This window comes from Solibacillus ferritrahens, from assembly GCF_037027585.1.
GTDB classification, from domain to species: Bacteria; Bacillota; Bacilli; order Bacillales_A; family Planococcaceae; genus Solibacillus; species Solibacillus ferritrahens.
Genome location: NZ_JAXCLE010000002.1, coordinates 273,386 through 293,044, shown reverse-complemented (window position 1 = coordinate 293,044; position 19,659 = coordinate 273,386). Strand labels below are relative to the sequence as shown.

At 37.1% G+C, this 19,659-nt stretch carries 24 protein-coding genes; all 24 read right to left on the bottom strand.

Annotation, left to right across the window (positions count from 1 at the left end):
* Nucleotides 1-6: 6 nt before the first annotated feature.
* A complete protein-coding gene (locus SNE38_RS03555; RefSeq protein WP_191702403.1) occupies nt 7-312 on the bottom strand; it encodes an RNA polymerase subunit sigma in 306 nt (101 codons plus the stop codon).
* A 12-nt stretch (nt 313-324) separates the two neighbouring features.
* The gene (locus SNE38_RS03550) at nt 325-1,095 is read right to left on the bottom strand and encodes a FliA/WhiG family RNA polymerase sigma factor (RefSeq protein WP_191702402.1); all 771 of its coding nucleotides are present in this window, start codon (nt 1,093-1,095) and stop codon (nt 325-327) included.
* Nucleotides 1,096-1,239: 144 nt separating this feature from the next.
* Nucleotides 1,240-1,614 (bottom strand): multidrug transporter, encoded by a 375-nt coding sequence (locus SNE38_RS03545; protein WP_225223616.1) that lies wholly within the window; start codon nt 1,612-1,614, stop codon nt 1,240-1,242.
* A complete protein-coding gene (locus SNE38_RS03540) occupies nt 1,611-2,114 on the bottom strand; it encodes a chemotaxis protein CheD (RefSeq protein WP_191702401.1) in 504 nt (167 codons plus the stop codon). The genes SNE38_RS03545 and SNE38_RS03540 overlap by 4 nt, the downstream gene beginning before the upstream one ends.
* Complete coding sequence (locus SNE38_RS03535; protein ID WP_191702400.1) at nt 2,111-2,749, bottom strand: chemotaxis protein CheC; 639 nt, start codon at nt 2,747-2,749, stop codon at nt 2,111-2,113. The genes SNE38_RS03540 and SNE38_RS03535 overlap by 4 nt, the downstream gene beginning before the upstream one ends.
* A gap of 52 nt (nt 2,750-2,801) precedes the next feature.
* Nucleotides 2,802-3,251: a chemotaxis protein CheW gene (locus tag SNE38_RS03530; RefSeq protein WP_191702399.1), complete on the bottom strand. Its 450-nt coding sequence runs from the start codon at nt 3,249-3,251 to the stop codon at nt 2,802-2,804.
* A gap of 21 nt (nt 3,252-3,272) precedes the next feature.
* Complete coding sequence (locus SNE38_RS03525) at nt 3,273-5,366, bottom strand: chemotaxis protein CheA (RefSeq protein WP_191702398.1); 2,094 nt, start codon at nt 5,364-5,366, stop codon at nt 3,273-3,275.
* Nucleotides 5,367-5,381: 15 nt separating this feature from the next.
* Nucleotides 5,382-6,521: a protein-glutamate methylesterase/protein-glutamine glutaminase gene (locus SNE38_RS03520; RefSeq protein ID WP_336045861.1), complete on the bottom strand. Its 1,140-nt coding sequence runs from the start codon at nt 6,519-6,521 to the stop codon at nt 5,382-5,384.
* Nucleotides 6,522-7,400 carry a MinD/ParA family protein gene (locus SNE38_RS03515; protein ID WP_336045860.1) on the bottom strand — a complete coding sequence of 293 codons (879 nt, stop codon included), beginning with the start codon at nt 7,398-7,400 and terminating at the stop codon, nt 6,522-6,524.
* A complete protein-coding gene (gene flhF / locus SNE38_RS03510) occupies nt 7,384-8,580 on the bottom strand; it encodes a flagellar biosynthesis protein FlhF (protein ID WP_336045859.1) in 1,197 nt (398 codons plus the stop codon). Before flhF ends, SNE38_RS03515 begins: the two co-directional genes overlap by 17 nt.
* Entirely contained in the window at nt 8,577-10,610 is a 2,034-nt protein-coding gene (flhA, locus tag SNE38_RS03505; RefSeq protein ID WP_191702395.1) for a flagellar biosynthesis protein FlhA, read from the bottom strand. The genes flhF and flhA overlap by 4 nt, the downstream gene beginning before the upstream one ends.
* A 23-nt stretch (nt 10,611-10,633) precedes the next feature.
* A complete protein-coding gene (gene flhB, locus SNE38_RS03500; RefSeq protein WP_336045858.1) occupies nt 10,634-11,728 on the bottom strand; it encodes a flagellar biosynthesis protein FlhB in 1,095 nt (364 codons plus the stop codon).
* A gap of 1 nt (nt 11,729) precedes the next feature.
* A complete protein-coding gene (gene fliR, locus SNE38_RS03495) occupies nt 11,730-12,506 on the bottom strand; it encodes a flagellar biosynthetic protein FliR (RefSeq protein ID WP_336045857.1) in 777 nt (258 codons plus the stop codon).
* 4 nt (nt 12,507-12,510) lie between these two features.
* Nucleotides 12,511-12,780, bottom strand: coding sequence for a flagellar biosynthesis protein FliQ (gene fliQ, locus SNE38_RS03490; protein WP_191698397.1), 270 nt, complete (start codon nt 12,778-12,780; stop codon nt 12,511-12,513).
* Between the two features lie 13 nt (nt 12,781-12,793).
* On the bottom strand, nt 12,794-13,459 hold the full coding sequence (fliP, locus tag SNE38_RS03485) for a flagellar type III secretion system pore protein FliP (RefSeq protein ID WP_191702392.1): 666 nt from the start codon (nt 13,457-13,459) through the stop codon (nt 12,794-12,796).
* A complete protein-coding gene (locus tag SNE38_RS03480) occupies nt 13,456-14,139 on the bottom strand; it encodes a flagellar biosynthetic protein FliO (RefSeq protein WP_191702391.1) in 684 nt (227 codons plus the stop codon). The genes fliP and SNE38_RS03480 overlap by 4 nt, the downstream gene beginning before the upstream one ends.
* Nucleotides 14,140-14,143: 4 nt before the next feature.
* Entirely contained in the window at nt 14,144-14,506 is a 363-nt protein-coding gene (locus SNE38_RS03475) for a response regulator (protein WP_191702390.1), read from the bottom strand.
* 24 nt (nt 14,507-14,530) lie between these two features.
* On the bottom strand, nt 14,531-15,760 hold the full coding sequence (gene fliY / locus SNE38_RS03470; RefSeq protein WP_191702389.1) for a flagellar motor switch phosphatase FliY: 1,230 nt from the start codon (nt 15,758-15,760) through the stop codon (nt 14,531-14,533).
* A complete protein-coding gene (gene fliM / locus SNE38_RS03465; RefSeq protein WP_191702388.1) occupies nt 15,753-16,748 on the bottom strand; it encodes a flagellar motor switch protein FliM in 996 nt (331 codons plus the stop codon). The genes fliY and fliM overlap by 8 nt, the downstream gene beginning before the upstream one ends.
* A gap of 42 nt (nt 16,749-16,790) precedes the next feature.
* Nucleotides 16,791-17,216, bottom strand: coding sequence for a flagellar basal body-associated protein FliL (fliL, locus tag SNE38_RS03460; RefSeq protein ID WP_191702387.1), 426 nt, complete (start codon nt 17,214-17,216; stop codon nt 16,791-16,793).
* Entirely contained in the window at nt 17,203-17,427 is a 225-nt protein-coding gene (locus SNE38_RS03455) for a flagellar FlbD family protein (RefSeq protein ID WP_191702386.1), read from the bottom strand. Before SNE38_RS03455 ends, fliL begins: the two co-directional genes overlap by 14 nt.
* 75 nt (nt 17,428-17,502) lie before the next feature.
* Entirely contained in the window at nt 17,503-18,483 is a 981-nt protein-coding gene (locus SNE38_RS03450) for a flagellar hook-basal body complex protein (RefSeq protein WP_191702385.1), read from the bottom strand.
* 97 nt (nt 18,484-18,580) lie between these two features.
* Complete coding sequence (locus SNE38_RS03445) at nt 18,581-18,955, bottom strand: TIGR02530 family flagellar biosynthesis protein (RefSeq protein ID WP_191702630.1); 375 nt, start codon at nt 18,953-18,955, stop codon at nt 18,581-18,583.
* Nucleotides 18,956-18,967: 12 nt separating this feature from the next.
* Nucleotides 18,968-19,657, bottom strand: a complete 690-nt coding sequence (gene flgD, locus SNE38_RS03440; protein ID WP_191702384.1) for a flagellar hook assembly protein FlgD — start codon at nt 19,655-19,657, stop codon at nt 18,968-18,970.
* Between the last annotated feature and the right edge of the window lie 2 nt (nt 19,658-19,659).

Below are 19,659 nucleotides of genomic sequence, written 5' to 3'. Positions count from 1 at the left end.
CTTCTCCTAACCACTAAAATCAAAAAGATTTCCCTTAAAAGGATGTTGTGCTTTTTGTTCCAATTGGTCTTTATTTTTCTTATTTTGCTGCGTTTGTGACTGATTGTGTTCAGATTGTTCGTCATCATCTTTTAGAGCATCCATTTTATCCGATTCGTTTACCGATAGTTGCTTGCGTTCTATTTCCTTTTTAAGTGTTTCATTAGCATGCATTTGCTGAAGAATATTGTTTTGTTGACGCTGATCCGCCATTTTGCCAGCATCAAATGTTTTTGGTATAGCAATTTGCAGCTCCAGCCCTTTTAGACTCATACAGACGCCTCCTTACGTATTAATCATTTCTGAAGATAATAATTTACGTAATTTAAACAGTGCTTTAGAGTGTATTTGAGAAATGCGTGACGTAGATAACTCCAATACTTCCCCAATTTCAGTCAATGTCATTTCTTCTGTGTAGAATAAGCTAATGACAAGCTGTTCTTTTTCGTTTAGCTTTTTTATATTTTCCGCCAAATCTCCTAAAAGCTCTAAATGTATTGTTTGCTGTTCGGGTGTCTTTGTTTGGTCATCGCGAATGACGAAAGATTTGCCTTCACTGTCTTCTTGATCAAGCTGTTCATTTATTGAGAGCACATTCGAAAAGAAGTGCTCCTGATAGGTTTGATAAACTTCTTCCACAGGTAAATTCATCTGTGCAGCAACTTCTTCAGGTGTTGCATGGCGCATGAGTTTTTGCTCAAGTGTTTCAATTTGAGCTTCCAACTTTTTAGCCTTTTCACGTGCTGAACGTGGAAGCCAGTCTTCTTTTCGCAGTCCATCGATTATTGCACCACGTACGCGAAAGGAAGCATACGTATCAAATTTTAAATCTCGATTTATATCAAATTTATTTAATGCGTCAAAGAGTCCCATCATTCCGAGACTCATTAAATCATTTCTCGAAACATTTTTAGGAAGTCCAGTAGCTATACGCTGAACATGATACGTTACAAGTGGCTTATATTTTTTGATTAAAATGTCTCCTGCTTCGGGATCTCGGTTTTTTGTCCAACGAATCCATAATGCTTGTTCGTCTCCATGTCCTTGCTCAGTCAAACGTACCTCCCCCTTTTATTTTAAAGTGAGTATAATTACTATTCATTATACCAAAAAGCCCAAAAATAAACATGTAAGGAACTGTGAGACACAACATCTACACATTTTCCTGAATACAAAAAAAGAGCCGAAAGTACGACTCTTTTATCGTGAAAGTGCCTCATCGCCATGCAACATCGTTCGAACAACTTGAGCAATATCCTCCGTATTTTCTTCATCAAATTCCATTGTGGACTGATTACTACGAGTTGTGAATTGCTGATTACTCTCGTCTATCGTTGTTTTACTTATAATCTCATCTTCGGTTTCTACAAAGACAGGAGTTTCCGGTGTATAGAAAACATAGCCTAGGAAATAACGAAGGAAATACGTACCACAAAATGCAATGAACGCGACTAAAAAAGATGTACTTATTATTTGGAATGGCAAAGCATATGGATTTTGAATTGCCCAAATAAAATAAACAGCGAACGATAGTAATGCTGCCCATAAGTTATAAAATATTGAACCAAACATCATATTTCACTCACTCCTTTATTAACTGTTCGGACATTGAGCATGTTTGTTACTGGACTAAACTCGATTGTGCGACCACTATTTCCACCAGTGTCTTCTGAAATAATGGGTATGTTCAGCTTTTTCAATTGGGTTTTTACGGCATCGACATTTCTTGGACCGATACGCATCGAATCTTTATCTGATGTAAATTGGAACATTTGTGCCCCACCGGCAATTTTAGCTTTCATTTTATAGCTTTGTGCCCCTTCTCGCTTTAAACTGTCTACTAAAGCAAGAATACCCGTATCAGCAAATTTGGCTTCATTAATAGTGTTGGTACGATTCAGGCTTGAATCAGGTAACATTACATGAACCATTCCACCTATTTTTTTAGATTCGTCATAAATAACAACTCCAACACAGGAACCTAGACCTGAAGTACGAATCGTATTAGGAGCTTTAACGATATCCATTTGTGCAATCCCTACTTTAATCACATCATTTAAATTAGTAACAATCATGTAGTAGGTACTCCTAATGCTTTAAAAATTGTTGCAAATGAATCCGGTTCCGGCATTAAAAAGAAATGCCCCTTCACCGCCTTATCATCGGAAATCGCTTCCTCATAAATAGATGTATTTATAACAATTACAGTGTCGCTTATTTGCGATAGTTCAATAAGCCCAATACTAATAATAGCCCCGAACATATCAATACTTAATCCCGGTACAGTCGGATAGATTTTAAGTCCAGTAAAATCAGATAAAGCAGATAAATAAGAGCCCGATAAAATATTGCCCATTTCCTGCATTGCAGATAAACCTAAGTCAGAATAAGGAGGCGTATTAAAATCAAAAGAATCATCACGTATTAAGCTACGAATAAATCGATTGGCCTGCTCAAGCGGTAGGATAAAAAACATACTCCCATTAGCATCACCTTCAATACGAAGATAAATTCCAACAACGACATTTTCCGCCCCACCCGCCAGTTCCATCATTTCATTAAATGAAACCATTTTTACATCTGGTACGCGCATATCTATTTTCTTCTGCAATAAATTTGATAATGCCGTAGCAGCATGTGCAGCACCGATATTTCCAATTTCCTTCAATACATCTAAATGGATCGAAGTAATATTTTCATTGAAGTTCATTTATAATCCCTACTTTAAATAGAATCCACATAAGATAATATTGGAAAATTTATTATTTCTCAATTGTATTTAACACTTTATCCAAATGAAGTAAAATCAATAAACGGTTTTCTAATTTGGCAACCCCTGCGATAAAATCCTCGTCAAGGGAGCCAACTACTTCTGGTTGCTGTTCAATAGATGTCGCATCAATGTCTAACACATCATTTGCAGAATCAACTATAAAACCAACTTCCATTGTTTCCAATGCTATTATAATAATTCGTGTTGTATCTTCATTTCCCGATATCGGCAAGTCAAAACGTTCACGTAAATCGATAACTGGTGTTACGACGCCTCGAAGATTAATCACGCCTTTAACATAACGCTCTGTTTTTGGTACACGGGAAATGTGCATTAATTTTTCAATTCCCTTAACGTGAGAAACAGGAATTGCATATTCTTTATCAGCTAATTGAAATACAATTACTTTTAAGTTTTTTTGCTCTATTGCATTCGTCATCTTTCACACCTCTTATCCTTTTTACTTCATTAATGCATTACAATCCACAATTAATGCCACTTGACCATTTCCTAAAATCGTTGCACCAGAAATCGCAAAAATATTTGTCAAATAATTCCCTAATGACTTCAGGACTATTTCCTGCTGTCCTATAAATGAATCCACTACTAATCCCGCTAACTTGTCACCTTTACGAACAATAACGACAGAATGGAAGCCATCATCATTTTTCTCTTCACGCGGTACTTCGAAAATCTCTTCAAGGAAGACAAGCGGTACAACTTTCCCACGGAAATCAATAACTTTTTGATTATGGGCATTTAAGATATCAGAAGTACGGATAATGGATGTTTCAATAATTGACGATAATGGAATTGCATAAATTTCCTTTTCAATTTCCACTAACATAACAGAAATTATCGATAGAGTTAATGGTAATTGGATAGAGAATACAGAACCAACATTTTGTGTCGATTCGATGGAAATATTACCACCTAATGATTCAATTGTCGTTTTAACAACATCCAAACCTACACCGCGACCAGAAACATCAGAAATGACATCCGCCGTCGAGAATCCTGACGCTAAAATCAGCTCATTAATTTGCTTGTCTGTCATAGCCAATGACTGTTCATGTGTTACGATTCCCTTAGAAAGGGCTTTTGCCAACACTTTATCACGATTAATTCCTGCACCATCATCTTCTATTTCAATAAAGACATAATTACCGCTATGGTAGGCGCGGAGTTCGACTGTTCCTTCTTCCGGCTTGCCTTTTGAACGTCGTACTTCCGGACTTTCAATGCCGTGGTCTACAGAGTTTCGAATTAAGTGGACGAGTGGATCTCCTATTTCATCGATTACTGTACGGTCAAGCTCTGTTTCAGCACCAACAATATTAAGTTCAATTTTTTTATTTAAATCACGGGATAACTGACGTACCATTTTAGGGAAACGGTTAAATACTGTTTCTACCGGAACCATCCTCATTGTCAAGACGATATTCTGCAAATCGCCCATTGTGCGACTCATACGTTCCACCGTTTCATTTAATTCTCCGTGATTGACTTCATTAGCAATCGACAATAAACGACCTCGATCAATTGCAAGCTCTTCAAATAAATTCATTAAAATATCTAGACGTTCAATATTTACACGAATTGTTTTGCTAGTAGTATGGCCGCTAGATTTACTGTTAGTATTTGATGCCGTTTTTTGTTTTTCGGCAGGAACAGAAACATCATTGGCTGACGGTGCCACCTCATCCTGAATAGGTACTTGTACGTCAATCGCATTTGTTTTTGTAACAAACACATCCTGATGAATTTCATTGACAATGACGCTATCAATTTCGGAAACTTTCATCAACATTTTATGTAAATCTACAGATGACTCCCTCGAAATAAAAGCAACATGGAATTCACTGTCGAACTGTTCTTCTTCCAGTCTATCTACGGTTGGCGATGATTTAATTACATCACCGTTTTTTTCCAAAATTTCAAATACCATATAAACACGGGCTGCTTTTAATAAGCAATCTTCTCGTAAAGCTATCGTAATTTCATAGGCATTAAAATCTTGTTCTGATGACTGGAAAATAACTGTCTTTTCAAAGTCATCATAAGATAATTTTAAATCAGCTGCTGTAAGAAAAGTTTTTTCATTTGGCTCGACAACCATTGTAGCTGCACTTTCCAATTGTGCTAATTTTTCTTCGGCTACCATTGTAGCTGGTTCTCCCGATTCAATACGCTTTAACTTTTCAACAGTCTCTTGGACATTCCGTTTTCCATCTCCACCATCAGCGATATGAAACACCATCTCTTCAAGATGATCGACAGATTCAAATACAACGTCCAAAATTTCTGCAGTAACTTTAATTTTTCCGTTACGGATGGCATCTAGTATATTTTCCATTTTATGTGTTAAATCTGCTAAATCCTCATAGCCCATTGTTGCTGCCATCCCTTTTAATGTATGGGCAGAACGGAATATTTCTCCAACAATTGTTAAATCGTCCGGATTTTTTTCTAATTCTAATAAATGTTCGCTGCATGCTTGTAAATGTTCTTTGCTTTCTTCAATAAACATTTCTAAATATTGATTTAATTCCATTTAAGACACCCCTTTTTAAGGCATATATTTCATAATTGTCTGTGCAATAATATCAACATCCGCCACTTCATCTATAAGCTGCGTTTCCACGGCAGCTTTTGGCATCCCATAAACGATACACGTTTCGGCTGACTCTGCAATAGCAATTACATTTCCTGTTTTTTTTAGTGAAACTAGACCTTTAGAACCATCATAACCCATTCCGGTCATAATTACTGCAATTTTATCAAACTCGGAATATTGACTTACATCTTCAAACATGACATCTACAGATGGGCGATGCCCCGATCGTGGGGGCTCATTTTGGTCCAGTAAGACAGCGAACGTTGAACCGACTTTTCTTAATTTAAGATGATATCCGCCTGGGGCAATATAAGCCGTTCCATTTTGTAATATATCACCTTGTTCTGCTTCTTTTACATGAATATCACTTAAATGATCAAGTCTTGTGGCCAACGATTTTGTGAATCCTGCAGGCATATGCTGAACGATCAAAATCGGTGCGTTTACAGATGCAGGTATTTTTGTAATCACTTCCTGTAATGCCCTTGGACCTCCTGTAGAAGTACCGATTAATATAATTTTTCTGGACGTTTTCCCCCATACTTTTAGGGGGATTGCAGAATTAATCGTTTCCAACGGTTTTGTCTTTTTACGGTTAATGGATTCTTCATTCGCAAATGTCATACGTTTTGGTTGATTAATGGCTAAAGATGTACGTAACGGCTTTTTCAACTTCGAGATGGAAATTTTCGAAGCTCCAACCACTTTCCGAACTAACTCATCTTGAATTTTATGTAAATCTAACGAAATTGTTCCACTCGGTTTAGCTACAAAGTCAACAGCACCATACTCCATGGCCATTAAGGTATTATCTGCTCCTCGTTTCGTCGTACTTGAAAGCATGACGACAGGCACAGGATACTTTAGCATAATTTCCTTTAAAGCATCCAAGCCATTCATTTCGGGCATTTCAACATCCATAGTCACTACATCCGGTTTTAGCTGTTCTATTTTTTTTAGTGCGTCTTTGCCGTTGCGTGCTGCTCCTATTACTTCAATGTCTGGATGGTCCAAAAAAAAATCACTTATTAACTTCCGCATAAAGGCAGAATCGTCAACAACCAATAACTTACTTTTCTTTAGGATGTTCATTTAACCACGACCTCTCGAAAAGATGTTTTTTAATTTGGATAAAAACTTACTCGATTGACTAGAAGCATGCACTTCTTTCATTTCTGTTGCTGCTGTTAAAAACTGCTGAACGAGCTTGCCCATAGTTTTTGAGATAGGAGCGTCTGGATAGGACGTCGTAAACAAGGTTTGCTGACGTACTGCTTGGCGAACAACTGGATCCTCCGGAAGGGAACCAAGAATGTGGACATCCTTTCCCAAAAACTTCACCATGACCGTTTTTAACCGCTGAGTCGTTTCCAAGCCTTCCTCTGCTGTAAATGCACGATTACATAATAAATAAAACTCCTTCTGAGGATCTTTTAGGTGAATAAACTTCATCATCGAATAGGCATCCATTAAGGAAGTTGGTTCAGCTGTTGAAATAACGATGATTTCCTCGATTGATGTCAATAAATCGAGCGACCACTCAACGACACCAGCACCCATATCAAAGAATACAAAATCATATTCCTTTTGCAGTGATTCAAAAGCATTTATTAGACGTTCAAATACAGCCGGGGACCAATCCATTAATGACGACATACCTGATCCGCCTGATATATAGCTGACACCTTCTTCTGTTTTAAACGTAGCATCATCCAGTGCCACTTGACCATCCAAGTAATCTTTCAAACTATATTTCACAGACTTGCCCACTAAAATATGGACATTCCCCATCCCGATATCCATATCCAAGATGATTACCTTTTTACCTGCTTTAGCTAATAGTGTTGCAAAGTTGGTTGTAAAATTGCTTTTTCCTACTCCGCCTTTTCCACTTACAACTGCAATCGATCTTCCTATATGTTCTTCGCTTCCAAGCATTTTTTGACGTAGTTTCTCAGCTTGATCCTTCATCTAAAATCTCCTTGAAAAAAAGCTCTAGTAAGTTATCACTACTTGGTTGTTCTATATCTTCTGGTACTTCTTGACCATTAGTATAGTAAGCGAGTCCCTTATTATATTTAATCATTAAATTAAACATAGTGCCAATAGAATTTGTTTCATCAAGCTTTGTAAAGATAAATTTTTCTATATTTATGTCTTTAAATTGATCAATAATTGATTCTAAGTCTTTTTGCTTTGCCGTTAAAGACAACACTAGGTAAGATTCCAGTTGGTCATCAAATTGAATTAGAGACTTTAAATCTTCTACATATTTAGCTTCTTTATAGTTTCTTCCGGCAGTGTCGATAAAAATTAAGTCTAAATGGGCTAATTTTTTTATCGCCTCAGCATAATCCGCAGCATTATAAACGACCTCAACAGGTGCCTGTAATAGAGCCGCGTAAGTTTTCAATTGCTCTATCGCTGCAATTCGATATGTATCGGTCGTTATAAATCCAATCTTCTTTTTCTTTTCCAAAACTGAGCGTGCTGCTATTTTTGCAATCGTTGTCGTTTTTCCGACACCTGTTGGACCTAAAACGTTTATATATTTTTTATCATACAATATTCCACTAATCGGAAGATCGTATAATTCTTTTCTTAAATAGTCTTTAGCAATCTCCTGCATTTGATCCCACGTAATTTGATTGCCATTTTGACTGTAATATTCAAAAAGCTCATCACTAATTGCTGTGATAAGCTCCTCTCCAAGTTCCTGCTGTTGTAAAAAATCGACAAATGGTAGGAATTCATCAGGATATTGAGATTGTGTCGACATACGTTGCATTGATTGTATCATAGACTTTAATTCAGCAATTTCTTTCCCGAAATTTCCTGATATTGCAGATCCATCCACTTGCGAAGCCTTTTTAGGTAGTTCCACAGGTGTAGATGGCTGAATCATCGGTGTTGATCCATCATCCCTGAAAGATGGGATAGAGGGAATGTCTTGTAAAGGAAAGTAGGTTGATTTTTTCTCCACTTGATCATAGCCAGCTATTACTTCATAACTTTTATTTTTCACCAAACCAAAAAACTTTTTCGTTATAACAACTTTTGAATTTAAAATCACTGCATCCTCGCCTAAATCTGACCGGATTTGTTTCATAGCTTCGGCAATGGAAGGTGCATTATACTTTTTCATCTTCATTCGACATTCACCACCCCAACACTTTGAATTTCTACTGCTGCATCCAGCTCATTATAGGATAGAATTGGAACCTGCGGGAAATAACGCTCTGTCAATTGTCTTAAATACAAACGCACACCAGGTGAACATAGCATGATTGGTGATTGCTCCATATAAGAAACTCGCTCAACTTCTTTTGCAATTGCTTCTAGAACAAATTGTGATTCTTGTGGATCCATTGCTAAATAGTTACCATGGTCTGTTTGCTGAATGCTGTCTGCCAATAACTTTTCCACCTTTGCAGAAACAGTAATGACCTTCAAGGCTTGTTGACCACCCACAAACTGAGCCGTTATTTGTCTTGCCAATGCTTGTCTTACATACTCGGTTAATATATCTGTATCACTCGTAAGCTTTGCATAGTCTGCTAGCGTTTCAAATATGATTGGTAAATTGCGTACGGAAACATTTTCACGCAATAATTTTGCCAATACTTTTTGCACTTCTCCAATTGAAAGTGGCGCTGGAATTAATTCATCCACTAATATCGCATGCGTTTCTCGCAAGTGGTCTATTAATTGTTTCGCTTCTTGACGTCCCAGTAAATCATGGGCATTTGCTCGAATAATTTCAGTTAAATGAGTTGATACCACACTCGGTGGATCTACTACTGTATATCCAAACATTTCTGCATCTTCTTTTACTGCTTCTGTAATCCACTTTGCAGGAAGACCGAATGATGGCTCAATTGTATCAATTCCATCAATAGAGTCGTCATCTCCAGGACTCATTGCTAAATAATGGTCCAGCAGTAATTCACCTCTTGCCATTTCATTACCCTTAATCTTAATTCGGTATTCATTCGGTTGTAGCTGTATATTATCACGAATACGAACAATTGGAATAACAATCCCAAGTTCCAATGCAAGTTGACGACGAATCATAACAACTCTGTCCAGTAAATCTCCACCTTGCGCAGCATCCACCAATGGAATCAACCCATATCCAAATTCAAATTCAATTGGATCTACATTTAATAGGTTAATAACATTTTCGGGACTCTTCATCGTATCCGAAGCCACTTCTTCCTCAATTTCCAACATTTCTTCTGGTGTTTCATCCTTTTTACGATCCATTAGGAACGCACCAATTGCCAATACTGCAGCAACTGGAATTGTTATCCAATCTGGGATCGGTGTAAACAATCCAAGTAATAAAATCGTACCTGCAGCAACATATAGTAATTTTGAATGCGCAAATAATTGATCGGTGATGTCCGAACCAAGATTTCCCTTAGAGGCAGCACGTGTTACTACAATCCCTGTAGCGGTTGAAATTAATAACGCGGGAATTTGTGATACAAGCCCGTCACCTACTGTTAGTAACGAATATTTTGCTGCAGCTTCGCCAAAGCTTAGCTCCATTTGGATCATACCAATAATCATACCGAAAAGTAAGTTTATTCCTACCATGATAATTGAAGCAATAGCGTCACCTTTTACGAATTTTGTAGCACCATCCATGGCACCATAAAAGTCCGCTTCTCCCGCTACCTTTTCACGTCGTTCACGCGCTTCCTTTTCTGAAATCATCCCTGCATTTAAATCAGCATCAATACTCATTTGCTTACCCGGCATCGCATCCAAGGTGAAACGTGCAGCTACTTCTGCAACTCGCTCAGCACCTTTTGTAATAACGATAAATTGAATAATAACTAGTAATAGGAATATTACTAAACCGACTAAAATGTTACCGCCCGTCACGAAATTCCCGAATGTTTCTACAACTTGTCCTGCATCACCTTCTGCTAAAATTGCACGCGTAGTAGAAACGGATAAGGCCAAACGGAAAAGTGTCAATAAAAGTATAACAGTCGGAAAAATCGAGAAATCAAGGGCTTCTTTCATATTCATTGCTGTTAATAATACGAGAAGCGCCAATGTAATATTGACGATAATCAAAAAGCTTAATAGCCAAGGTGGAAGAGGGATAATGAGCATCGCTACAACCATAATGACTGCAGCTAAAACCCCTAAATCGCGTATTTGCATTGATGTCCCTCCTGAAATCTCTGTTAAATTTTGCGTTTAATACGGTATACATATGCAAGAACTTCAGCGACCGCTTTGAAAAATTCTTCAGGCACTGCTTGGCCGATTTCCACTTGATCATACATTGCACGGGCAAGTGGCCTGTTTTCGACCATAATGACATCATGTTCTTTTGCAATGAGTTTTATTTTTTGTGCGACAAAATCAGTACCTTTTGCCACTACTCTTGGGGCGTCCATTTGGTCCTCATCGTATTTTAACGCAATGGCATAATGGGTCGGGTTTGTAATAACCACGTCTGCGGCAGGGATTTCCTGCATCATTCTACGCATCGCCATTTCCCGTTGACGCTGTTTAATTTTGGACTTAATTAAAGGATCGCCTTCCGAATTTTTATGTTCATCTTTAATATCCTGCTTTGACATTTTCAATTGTTTTTCATATTCGTATTTTTCATAAATATAATCAATCAATGCGATGAACACGAGCATTATAGAAGCCGCTATTCCCATAATGGCAGATAAATAGGCAACAGTCGCCAATATTTCTGCGGGACTATGTAAAGCAAGCGATAATACATCTTCTAAGTAGATGATGATTACCACTGTGGTAACCGTTCCGATCAATGTCACTTTCAATAATGATTTAATTAAATTGACGATTGCCCGGACAGATATAATTTTTTTTATCCCTTTAATAGGATCCATTTTCTTTAAATCGATTTTTAAAGTTTCTGTTGTAAATAATAAGCCAAATTGAAAAAAGTTAGCTCCAATACCTGCAATCATGGCGACAACCATAATAGGTAAAACTATAATCGCCATCTCTTTTATGGACTCGACATACATATACATAACTGTTTCGGCATTCAGCGTTTCAATTAACATATTGCGCTCAAGCCCTTGTAGTAAAAATCCTTTTACCCCGTTATACATAAATGGTGCAAAAAAGAGTAAAAAGAAAAATGACAGTAATAATAATACAGCTGCAGTTACATCTTGACTCTTTAATACTTGTCCTTTTTTACGTGCATCCTGTCGCTTTTTTGGTGTTGCCTTTTCAGTCTTTTCTCCTGCAAAAAACTGAAGATCTACTTTTATTAAAAGTTTTAACTCCATCTTAGCCACCACCTAAAATAACCATTAATTCACGTAATGAAACAATCATAAATTCAATCAGTTCCTTCATAACTCCAACTAATACACCCATAGTCACTATCATTACAAGAAAGCCTACCGCTATTTTAATAGGAAAGCCGATAACAAAAATATTCATTTGTGGCACGGTTTTCCCGGTAATCCCCAACGCTAATGTTACTAAAAACAGAGTTGCAACTATTGGAGCTGACATTTGAAATGCAATGGCAAAAACAGAAACAAACATTTTCATAATAAACAATACGGTTCCTTCTTCCCCAAAGTTCGGAAAGAATTGGTCCATAGGTAAAAACTGATAACTATAAAATATACCATCCAAAAGTAGATGGTGACCATTAATCGCCAACAATAAAAGCAACGTTAAAAAGTTTAGAAATTGCCCCATTAAAGGAGATTGTGCTCCTGTTTGAGGATCAATAATATTTGCCATCGCAAATCCCATTTGGAAATCGATGAACCCACCTGCAATCTGAACAGCAGATAGAATAATCATCGCAGCTAAACCTAACATCAGCCCGATAATCGCCTCTTTTAAAACGAGCAATAAATACACACCATTTATTTCAAATGGTTCCATATTAAACGTGTAATACATCATCCACGCTAAAACAACCGCCAATGTAATGCGTACTTGTGGGGGAATTGTACGGTAAGAAAATAAAGGTACAGTGACAAAAAAAGCAGAAACGCGAACTAAGATTAATAGTAATATTGATAGATTCGGTATTATTTCCGTCATTTCCTCACCCAATATACCGGACTAAATTATTCAAAATATCATGAAAATAATCTGTCATTCTCGAAATCATAAAAGGACCAAAAAATATAATCGCAACCAGTACAGCTACGATTTTTGGTACGAACGCCAATGTCTGCTCTTGAATGGAAGTTGTCGCCTGAAATATACTTACAACTAGACCGCTAGCTAACGCGATTAAAAGTAATGGTCCCGAAACTATCAATATTGTAAAAACTGCATTTTCTGCAACTGCAATGACCATTTCCTGTGTCACTATGTATCATCCCCTAAAAACTTTGAAGTAAAGATTTCATCACTAAATACCAACCATCGACGAGTACAAACAACAATATTTTAAATGGTAGTGAAATCATTACTGGAGGTAGCATCATCATCCCCATCGACATAAGTGTACTTGCGACAACCATATCAATAACTAAAAACGGAATGAAAATCATAAAACCCATTTGAAATGCTGTTTTAATTTCACTTAAAGCAAATGCAGGTACTATTAGCGTCATCGGAATTTCTTCAATCGAATCCGGATACTCCGCTTGGTTATATTCTATAAATAACTCTAGATCTTTTTGCCTTGTATGCTGTGCCATAAATTGTTTAAATGGTATCGTTGCTCGCTCATACGCTTCCTCTAAATTTATTTCTTCATCAAAGAGTGGCTGCAATGCCTGCTCATTTACTTGTTGGAATGTTGGTGCCATTATAAAAAATGTCAAAAACAAGGCCAAACCAATAATGACTTGGTTAGGAGGCATTTGGTTTGTAGCTAAGGCCGTTCTTGTAAAAGACAAAACAATGACAATACGAGCGAACGATGTCATTAATATTAAAAGACTTGGTGCTAAAGAGAGAACCGTCAACAAGAATAATAGCGTAACCGATGTGGATACATTCCCCGGATCGCTTTCAGAAAAGACGGAAAGAAGATCGTTCATCGTTCATCACGCTCCCGTTCTTTCCAACGCTCTAACTCATTACTACGCTGTTTCTTTATTTCCCCTATTTTTTCATTGAACATATCATTAAATTTAGGGCTATTTGAAATATCCTCTGGTCGATTCTTTTTTGAAAATTTCTTAAATAACTCTGCAATATAAGGTGATGTTTTCATCATATTTTGGTTACTTTCAGTTTGACTAAGCAATTGTTCAATCTCCTCTTCGGAATCAATTTCCTTGAGAAGCTGAATATTATCACCTACACCTACTACATATACACTTTTACCGATTAGCAGTAATTGTACAGACTTTTGCTGCCCTACAGACAAGCCGCCGATATTTTTAACTACGGCATTTTGTTGATAGTTTGAGTTACGCTTGTTTAAATACTTCAAAATAAACAATAATAGCCCTAGTACAAATACAAGCGCTATTAAAACTTTTATGTAGTCCCAGAACCCGATGCTGACAGATGCCGATTCAGTATTTTCTGCGTCGGCATCTGTAGCATTGTCTTCTGAAATATTTTCTTCCGAACATACTTCAGGGTTTTCATTACAGTTCTCGTAAACGTTACTAACCATCGCAAAAGTTCCATTTGAGATTGGTGTAAATAATGCCGTTATCAATACTATTCCAACAGCGAGCCAAAATCGAAATGATTTTTTTGCTTTCATGACATCAACCTAATGCTTTTTGAATGGCTTCAATTACACGGTCAGCTTGGAATGGCTTGACTATAAAGTCTTTTGCACCGGCTTGAATGGCATCAATTACCATAGCTTGTTGACCCATTGCTGAACACATAATGACAACAGCGTTTGGATCTGTGCCCTTAATGGCCTTTAATGCAGCAATACCATCCATCTCAGGCATTGTAATATCCATTGTTACTAAATCCGGACGTAGCTCATTGTACTTATCAACTGCTTGTATACCATCAGCTGCTTCCCCAACTACTTCGTATCCATTTTTTGTTAAAATGTCTTTGATCATCATGCGCATGAAAGCCGCATCGTCAACAATTAAAATCCTTTTAGACATAATCTGATTCCTCCAATTAGAAAACTACCTTAGATTGTTCAAGCGATCGGCTTGACTTAAAATATCTGTGATTCGAACACCAAAGTTCTCATCAATTACTACAACTTCACCTTTTGCGATTAACCTGCTGTTTACTAAAATATCTACAGGTTCACCAGCTAGCTTATCTAGCTCAATTACAGACCCACTGGAAAGCTCCAATATTTCTTTTACTGAACGTTTTGTTCGCCCTAGCTCTACTGTAACCTGCAATGGAATGTCAAGCAGCATATTTAAATTGCGCGCTTCTGTCTGTGATATATTTGCAGATTCGAAGTTGGCAAATTGAGCTTGCTGTACATTTGCTGGCGGTGCCGAATAAACTGGTTGTTGATACATAGACTGTTGAGCCGGTTGTTCAGGCATTGGTTGCTGATACATTGGTTGTGTCGGTTGTTCAGGCATTGGCTGTTGAACTTGTGCTTGCTGTACCTGTTCCTGCTGCTGTATCGTTTGTTGCGGTGCTGACGATGACACAGGTGCAGGAGGAACTGCTGTAGTTGCGGCAATAGGCTCATCAGTTTCTCCCATTAATGACTTTACTATTTTTTTACTAAATTTTAAAGGTAGTAATTGCATTAAATTAGAATCTATTAATTCCCCAATGCGTAGTCTGAATGAAATTTTTACTAATAAATCATCCGGCGGTATATTATCTGTACCTTCATTTTGAGAAATATTCATTAAATCAATGGATGGTGGAGAAATATCCACCTTTTGATTAAATACAGTTGACATAGATGTAGCGGCAGAACCCATCATTTGATTCATTGCTTCCTGAACTGCACTTAATTGTATTTCATTTAACTGGGGTTTAGGGTTTAAGCCATCCCCACCTAGCATTAAATCCGCAATAATTGCAGCATCCGATTGTTTAATAACAAGTAAATTCATGCCGGATAGGCCAACTGTATATTCTACTTGTACGGCAACATACGGATTAGGGAATTCTTCTTCTAAACGATTACGATTAATCATTGAAATACTTGGCGTTGTTATATCTACCTTTTGTCCTAATAATGCAGATAAAGCAGTTGCGGAGCTACCGAATGATATATTCCCTACTTCACCTAATGCATCAATTTCTATTGGAGTTAAATAATCCTCAACTTTTACTTCTTCATTTTGAGGCTCAAGGTTAGCTGAAACATCATCCAATGTCTCGCCTCTTAATAGGGCCTCAATTTCTTCTTGGGAGAGCATTTCATCACTCATCTTCGTCTCCTCCTTTCAAAGGTTCGATAATCTGGACAGCCATTTTTTTATTTAGTTTACCAGGCTGAACGGTGAATTTAGGTAAATCCCCCACTTTTAATGTCAACGGATGTTCAATTTTTTGATTTAGTGGAATGACATCTCCAATCGTCATCATCAAGAAATCTTCAATCGTAATATCTGTCGTGCCTAATTCGGCAATAACAGGTAATTTTGCTTGTTTCACTCGTTTTTCAAGCATCTTAGTTTGCTCAGGAGAAATCTCCTTCGTATTAGTCTGCATCCAGTAACGGACAGATAAATTCGGTACAATTGGCTCCAATACAACATGTGGAATACAAATATTAATCATCCCAGTTGTTTCCCCGATGATAGTATTCAAAGAAATAACAACTACTGTTTCATTCGGTGAAATCATTTGTAAAAATTGCGGATTAACTTCCAATTCTACTAGCATAGGATCGATTTCAGCGACATTTTCCCATGCTTCCCGCAAATTATCAAATGAACGTTCGAATAGATTGGTCATAATTTTTGTTTCTATTTCGGTTAAATTATCGACATTGCTATGACTTGCACCCGTTCCTCCCATCAATCGGTCCAACATTGAATAGGCAATATTCGGGTTAATTTCCATTAGAATATTACCATCCAATGGTGGAACCTCGAAAACATTGATCAATGTCATATTCGGTATAGAACGAACAAATTCTTCAAATGGAATTTGGTCAACAGATGCAACTGTTATTTGTACATAGCTCCTTAACTGAGCGGAAAAGAAGGTTGTTAATAGCCTTGCAAAATTTTCATGTATACGGGTCAAACTTCGGATTTGGTCTTTAGAAAAGCGTAAAGCACGTTTAAAGTCATATACTTTAACTTTCCGTGTTTCGTCATCTTTTTTCATGTCTGCTGCCGACATTTCACCTGTTGAAATCGCTGACAAAAGCGCATCAATTTCGGATTGGGACATTATATCTCCTGCCATTTGCCCACCTCCATTTCAAGATATAAAATAATGTAAACTAATTTATTGAAGTACATATGAAGTAATATATACTTGTGTAATTTCTCCAATTTGCATTAACTCATTTACTTGAGATTTTATTGCATTTTGGAATGCCGTTTTACCTTGTTTTCCCTCTAAAGCCTCTTCTTCCGTTTCTGAAAGTTCCTGAATGACAATATTTTTCACTTGGAAGTCACGCTTTAACAGTTCTTCACCTGCTTTTTTATCTGATGCTTGAATTTTTAATGAAATTCGAACAAAGCTTCCATCAGCTAAATTTGTTGTGATTTCAGGTATATCGACAGAAGACTCAACGATATCATCAATCGTTGGACCACTTGGCGATTCTTTGTCTAGCTGTGTTAATAACACCACTACAATAACACCTATAAGTGTTATCGTCACTAATATAATTAGCATAATTGTTAATAATTTATTGTTCTTCATCTTTTTCACCTCTTAGATGCGGGTTTGATAAAACTTGTATATTCTGATAAAAGACCTTTACCTTTTGCCGCACCTGTTCTTCAGTTTCTAAAACAATGAATTTACGCCCAGTCGTCAGCGTAATTTGAGTATCTGGGAAAGCTTCGACTGTTTCTATGTATAATGCATTTAAAGTAAATGCTTTGCCATTTAAGCGAGTGATTTCGATCATTGAAATAGGGCCGGACCTGCAATAGAGAGCCGGCCCGACCCTCCTTTACAATGAATATATAATATATATTTTAGATTATCGTTTTAAGTTAACTAACTCTTGTAAAATCTCATCTGAAGTTGTGATAATTCGTGAGTTCGCCTGGAATCCACGTTGTGCCACGATCATTTCAGTGAATTCTTCAGAAAGGTCTACGTTGGACATTTCCATGAATCCTGATTGAACAGAGCCAATACCTTCAACAGTAGCTGTTTGACCATATGCAACTCCCGAGTTTGCAGTTTCTTGGAAATAGTTACCTCCATTTTTCTGTAACCCTGATGCATTTGGAAACTTCGCTAATATAAGTTGTCCAGCATATTGGAGGTCTCCTTTATAGTCAACATAGTTAACTGTTCCATCTTGACCAATTGTCATTGACTGTGCTGTAGTAGGAATACGAATAGGGTTACTAAATGCTGCTAAATCAATTTGCGGCGCACCACCACTCCCATCAATTAAGTTTCCTGGTAAAAGTAAACCATTATTTGCTTTATCATTATCCGCTTCACTACCATCAATTGTAGTTGTATCGTCAATCGATAAAGCATCATTAGCATGACCTACTAAATATTTACCTTCTCCATTTACTAAATAACCATTTCTATCCATATAGAAATTACCAGCTCGCGTATAAAGAATGTTTTCATAACCTGGGTCTGCAATATCACCAGTAATAGGATCTGGTTCACCCAACGAGTCGGCTACCATGAAGAAACCATCACCTGAAATTGCTAAGTCAAGAATACGTCCTGTTGTTTGCATTGATCCTGGATTATGAATAGTATCAATTGCTGCTAATTGAGAACCTAAACCTACTTGAGTTGCGTTTACTCCCCCACGAGTTGGAGTAGGAGCAGATGCACCTGCTTGTGTTTGTGAAATTAAATCTTTAAAAATTGTGCGCTCCTTTTTAAATCCGTAAGTATTAACATTTGCGATATTATTCCCAATAACGTCTAATTTCGTTTGGAAGTTTTTTAACCCTGAGATACCTGAATACATTGAACGTAACATATTATGTCGTTCTCCCTTCAATTTCCACTTTTATATTTTTGTTCAGTTGTCTCAATCAGTCAACAACTGTAGGCTTCCTTACTTCTGAAGGTCCAGCCTATAAGAGAATTGTTCCATCGATATTTGTAAATATTTGCTGTTTTGCTTCGGTACGGTCTAAAGCTGTAATGACCGTTGCATTTTTGGCACTTACTATTAAAGCCGCCTGTTCAAGAAGAACCAATGGCTGTTTCACACCTTTATCTTTTGCCTCGGAAACCTTTTCAGTAATTTGCTGCCATTCTTTCGCTGAAATTGAAATATTACGTTCTTTCAGACGTTCCGATGCGTGCTTACTCATTTTAAGTTCTTCGACTGTTACTTGTTTCAAATGGTCAATAAATGATTGCTTTGAAACTTGTTCAGTTTTTTGTTTCACGGCTGGCTGAGTAGGTGGATAATACGGTATATGTTGTATATTTACTCTATTCATCATATTCCCCTCTTACTCTGGTGCTGTTTCAGTATTTGGTGTGATGATAGTAAATTGTTCTTTCGTTAAACGTGATCCATCATTTAAAATATACTCGATATTCACGTTATTCGTTTTAATAGCTTCAATAATGGCTTCAATTAACTGGTCTCCACTCGTATATTGAATCTTTTGTCCAATAAGCTGACTAGCTTCTGCTAATGGGTTTCCAGCTGGGATACTCGGTTGTGCTGAACTGTCACTACCTAAAATAGATGAAATATTACCAGGCTTTATTTCTTTTCCGTCTGCTAGGACGAATACTGCGTCACCGTCTACAAATTTCAACTCTTTAATAACGCCTGTACCTTCGTTATAAATTGGTTTTTTATCTGCATCTAGTTTATCTGTAAGCTCATGCCATTTTACTTCTTTGCCTACGAAAGTAGAATAATTCATCAACTGTGTTTGCTCTTGAGATGCGAGTAAATTCTCCATCGCCTTTGTCATATTTTGCATTTGCTCTAAAGATGAGAATTGAGCCATTTGTGCAATGAATTCTTTATCGTCCATCGGGCTTGTTGGGTCCTGATTTTGAAGCTGAGTAATTAATATTTTTAAAAACGCATCTTTTCCAAGTGCTCCATTATCTTGCTTATCTGTTACTTTGAAATTGGGATTATTTGCAGGTAAATAATAATCGTTTGAAATTGGGTTTGTCATTT

What these genes read in the sequence shown, in the direction of transcription:
- flhA (WP_191702395.1), bottom strand. Translation starts at nt 10,610, where the DNA reads ATGCAAATACGCGATTTAGGGGTTTTAGCTGCAGTCATTATGGTTGTA.
- fliP (WP_191702392.1), bottom strand. Translation starts at nt 13,459, where the DNA reads ATGAACGATCTTCTTTCCGTCTTTTCTGAAAGCGATCCGGGGAATGTA.
- SNE38_RS03515 (WP_336045860.1), bottom strand. Translation starts at nt 7,400, where the DNA reads ATGAAGGATCAAGCTGAGAAACTACGTCAAAAAATGCTTGGAAGCGAA.
- fliL (WP_191702387.1), bottom strand. Translation starts at nt 17,216, where the DNA reads ATGAAGAACAATAAATTATTAACAATTATGCTAATTATATTAGTGACG.
- SNE38_RS03540 (WP_191702401.1), bottom strand. Translation starts at nt 2,114, where the DNA reads ATGATTGTTACTAATTTAAATGATGTGATTAAAGTAGGGATTGCACAA.
- fliY (WP_191702389.1), bottom strand. Translation starts at nt 15,760, where the DNA reads ATGAGTGATGAAATGCTCTCCCAAGAAGAAATTGAGGCCCTATTAAGA.
- SNE38_RS03475 (WP_191702390.1), bottom strand. Translation starts at nt 14,506, where the DNA reads ATGTCTAAAAGGATTTTAATTGTTGACGATGCGGCTTTCATGCGCATG.
- SNE38_RS03520 (WP_336045861.1), bottom strand. Translation starts at nt 6,521, where the DNA reads ATGAACATCCTAAAGAAAAGTAAGTTATTGGTTGTTGACGATTCTGCC.
- SNE38_RS03525 (WP_191702398.1), bottom strand. Translation starts at nt 5,366, where the DNA reads ATGGAATTAAATCAATATTTAGAAATGTTTATTGAAGAAAGCAAAGAA.
- flhF (WP_336045859.1), bottom strand. Translation starts at nt 8,580, where the DNA reads ATGAAGATGAAAAAGTATAATGCACCTTCCATTGCCGAAGCTATGAAA.
- SNE38_RS03445 (WP_191702630.1), bottom strand. Translation starts at nt 18,955, where the DNA reads ATGAATAGAGTAAATATACAACATATACCGTATTATCCACCTACTCAG.
- SNE38_RS03535 (WP_191702400.1), bottom strand. Translation starts at nt 2,749, where the DNA reads ATGAACTTCAATGAAAATATTACTTCGATCCATTTAGATGTATTGAAG.
- SNE38_RS03545 (WP_225223616.1), bottom strand. Translation starts at nt 1,614, where the DNA reads ATGATGTTTGGTTCAATATTTTATAACTTATGGGCAGCATTACTATCG.
- flhB (WP_336045858.1), bottom strand. Translation starts at nt 11,728, where the DNA reads ATGGAGTTAAAACTTTTAATAAAAGTAGATCTTCAGTTTTTTGCAGGA.
- SNE38_RS03450 (WP_191702385.1), bottom strand. Translation starts at nt 18,483, where the DNA reads ATGTTACGTTCAATGTATTCAGGTATCTCAGGGTTAAAAAACTTCCAA.
- fliR (WP_336045857.1), bottom strand. Translation starts at nt 12,506, where the DNA reads ATGACGGAAATAATACCGAATCTATCAATATTACTATTAATCTTAGTT.
- flgD (WP_191702384.1), bottom strand. Translation starts at nt 19,657, where the DNA reads ATGACAAACCCAATTTCAAACGATTATTATTTACCTGCAAATAATCCC.
- SNE38_RS03455 (WP_191702386.1), bottom strand. Translation starts at nt 17,427, where the DNA reads ATGATCGAAATCACTCGCTTAAATGGCAAAGCATTTACTTTAAATGCA.
- SNE38_RS03530 (WP_191702399.1), bottom strand. Translation starts at nt 3,251, where the DNA reads ATGACGAATGCAATAGAGCAAAAAAACTTAAAAGTAATTGTATTTCAA.
- SNE38_RS03555 (WP_191702403.1), bottom strand. Translation starts at nt 312, where the DNA reads ATGAGTCTAAAAGGGCTGGAGCTGCAAATTGCTATACCAAAAACATTT.
- fliM (WP_191702388.1), bottom strand. Translation starts at nt 16,748, where the DNA reads ATGGCAGGAGATATAATGTCCCAATCCGAAATTGATGCGCTTTTGTCA.
- SNE38_RS03480 (WP_191702391.1), bottom strand. Translation starts at nt 14,139, where the DNA reads ATGAAAGCAAAAAAATCATTTCGATTTTGGCTCGCTGTTGGAATAGTA.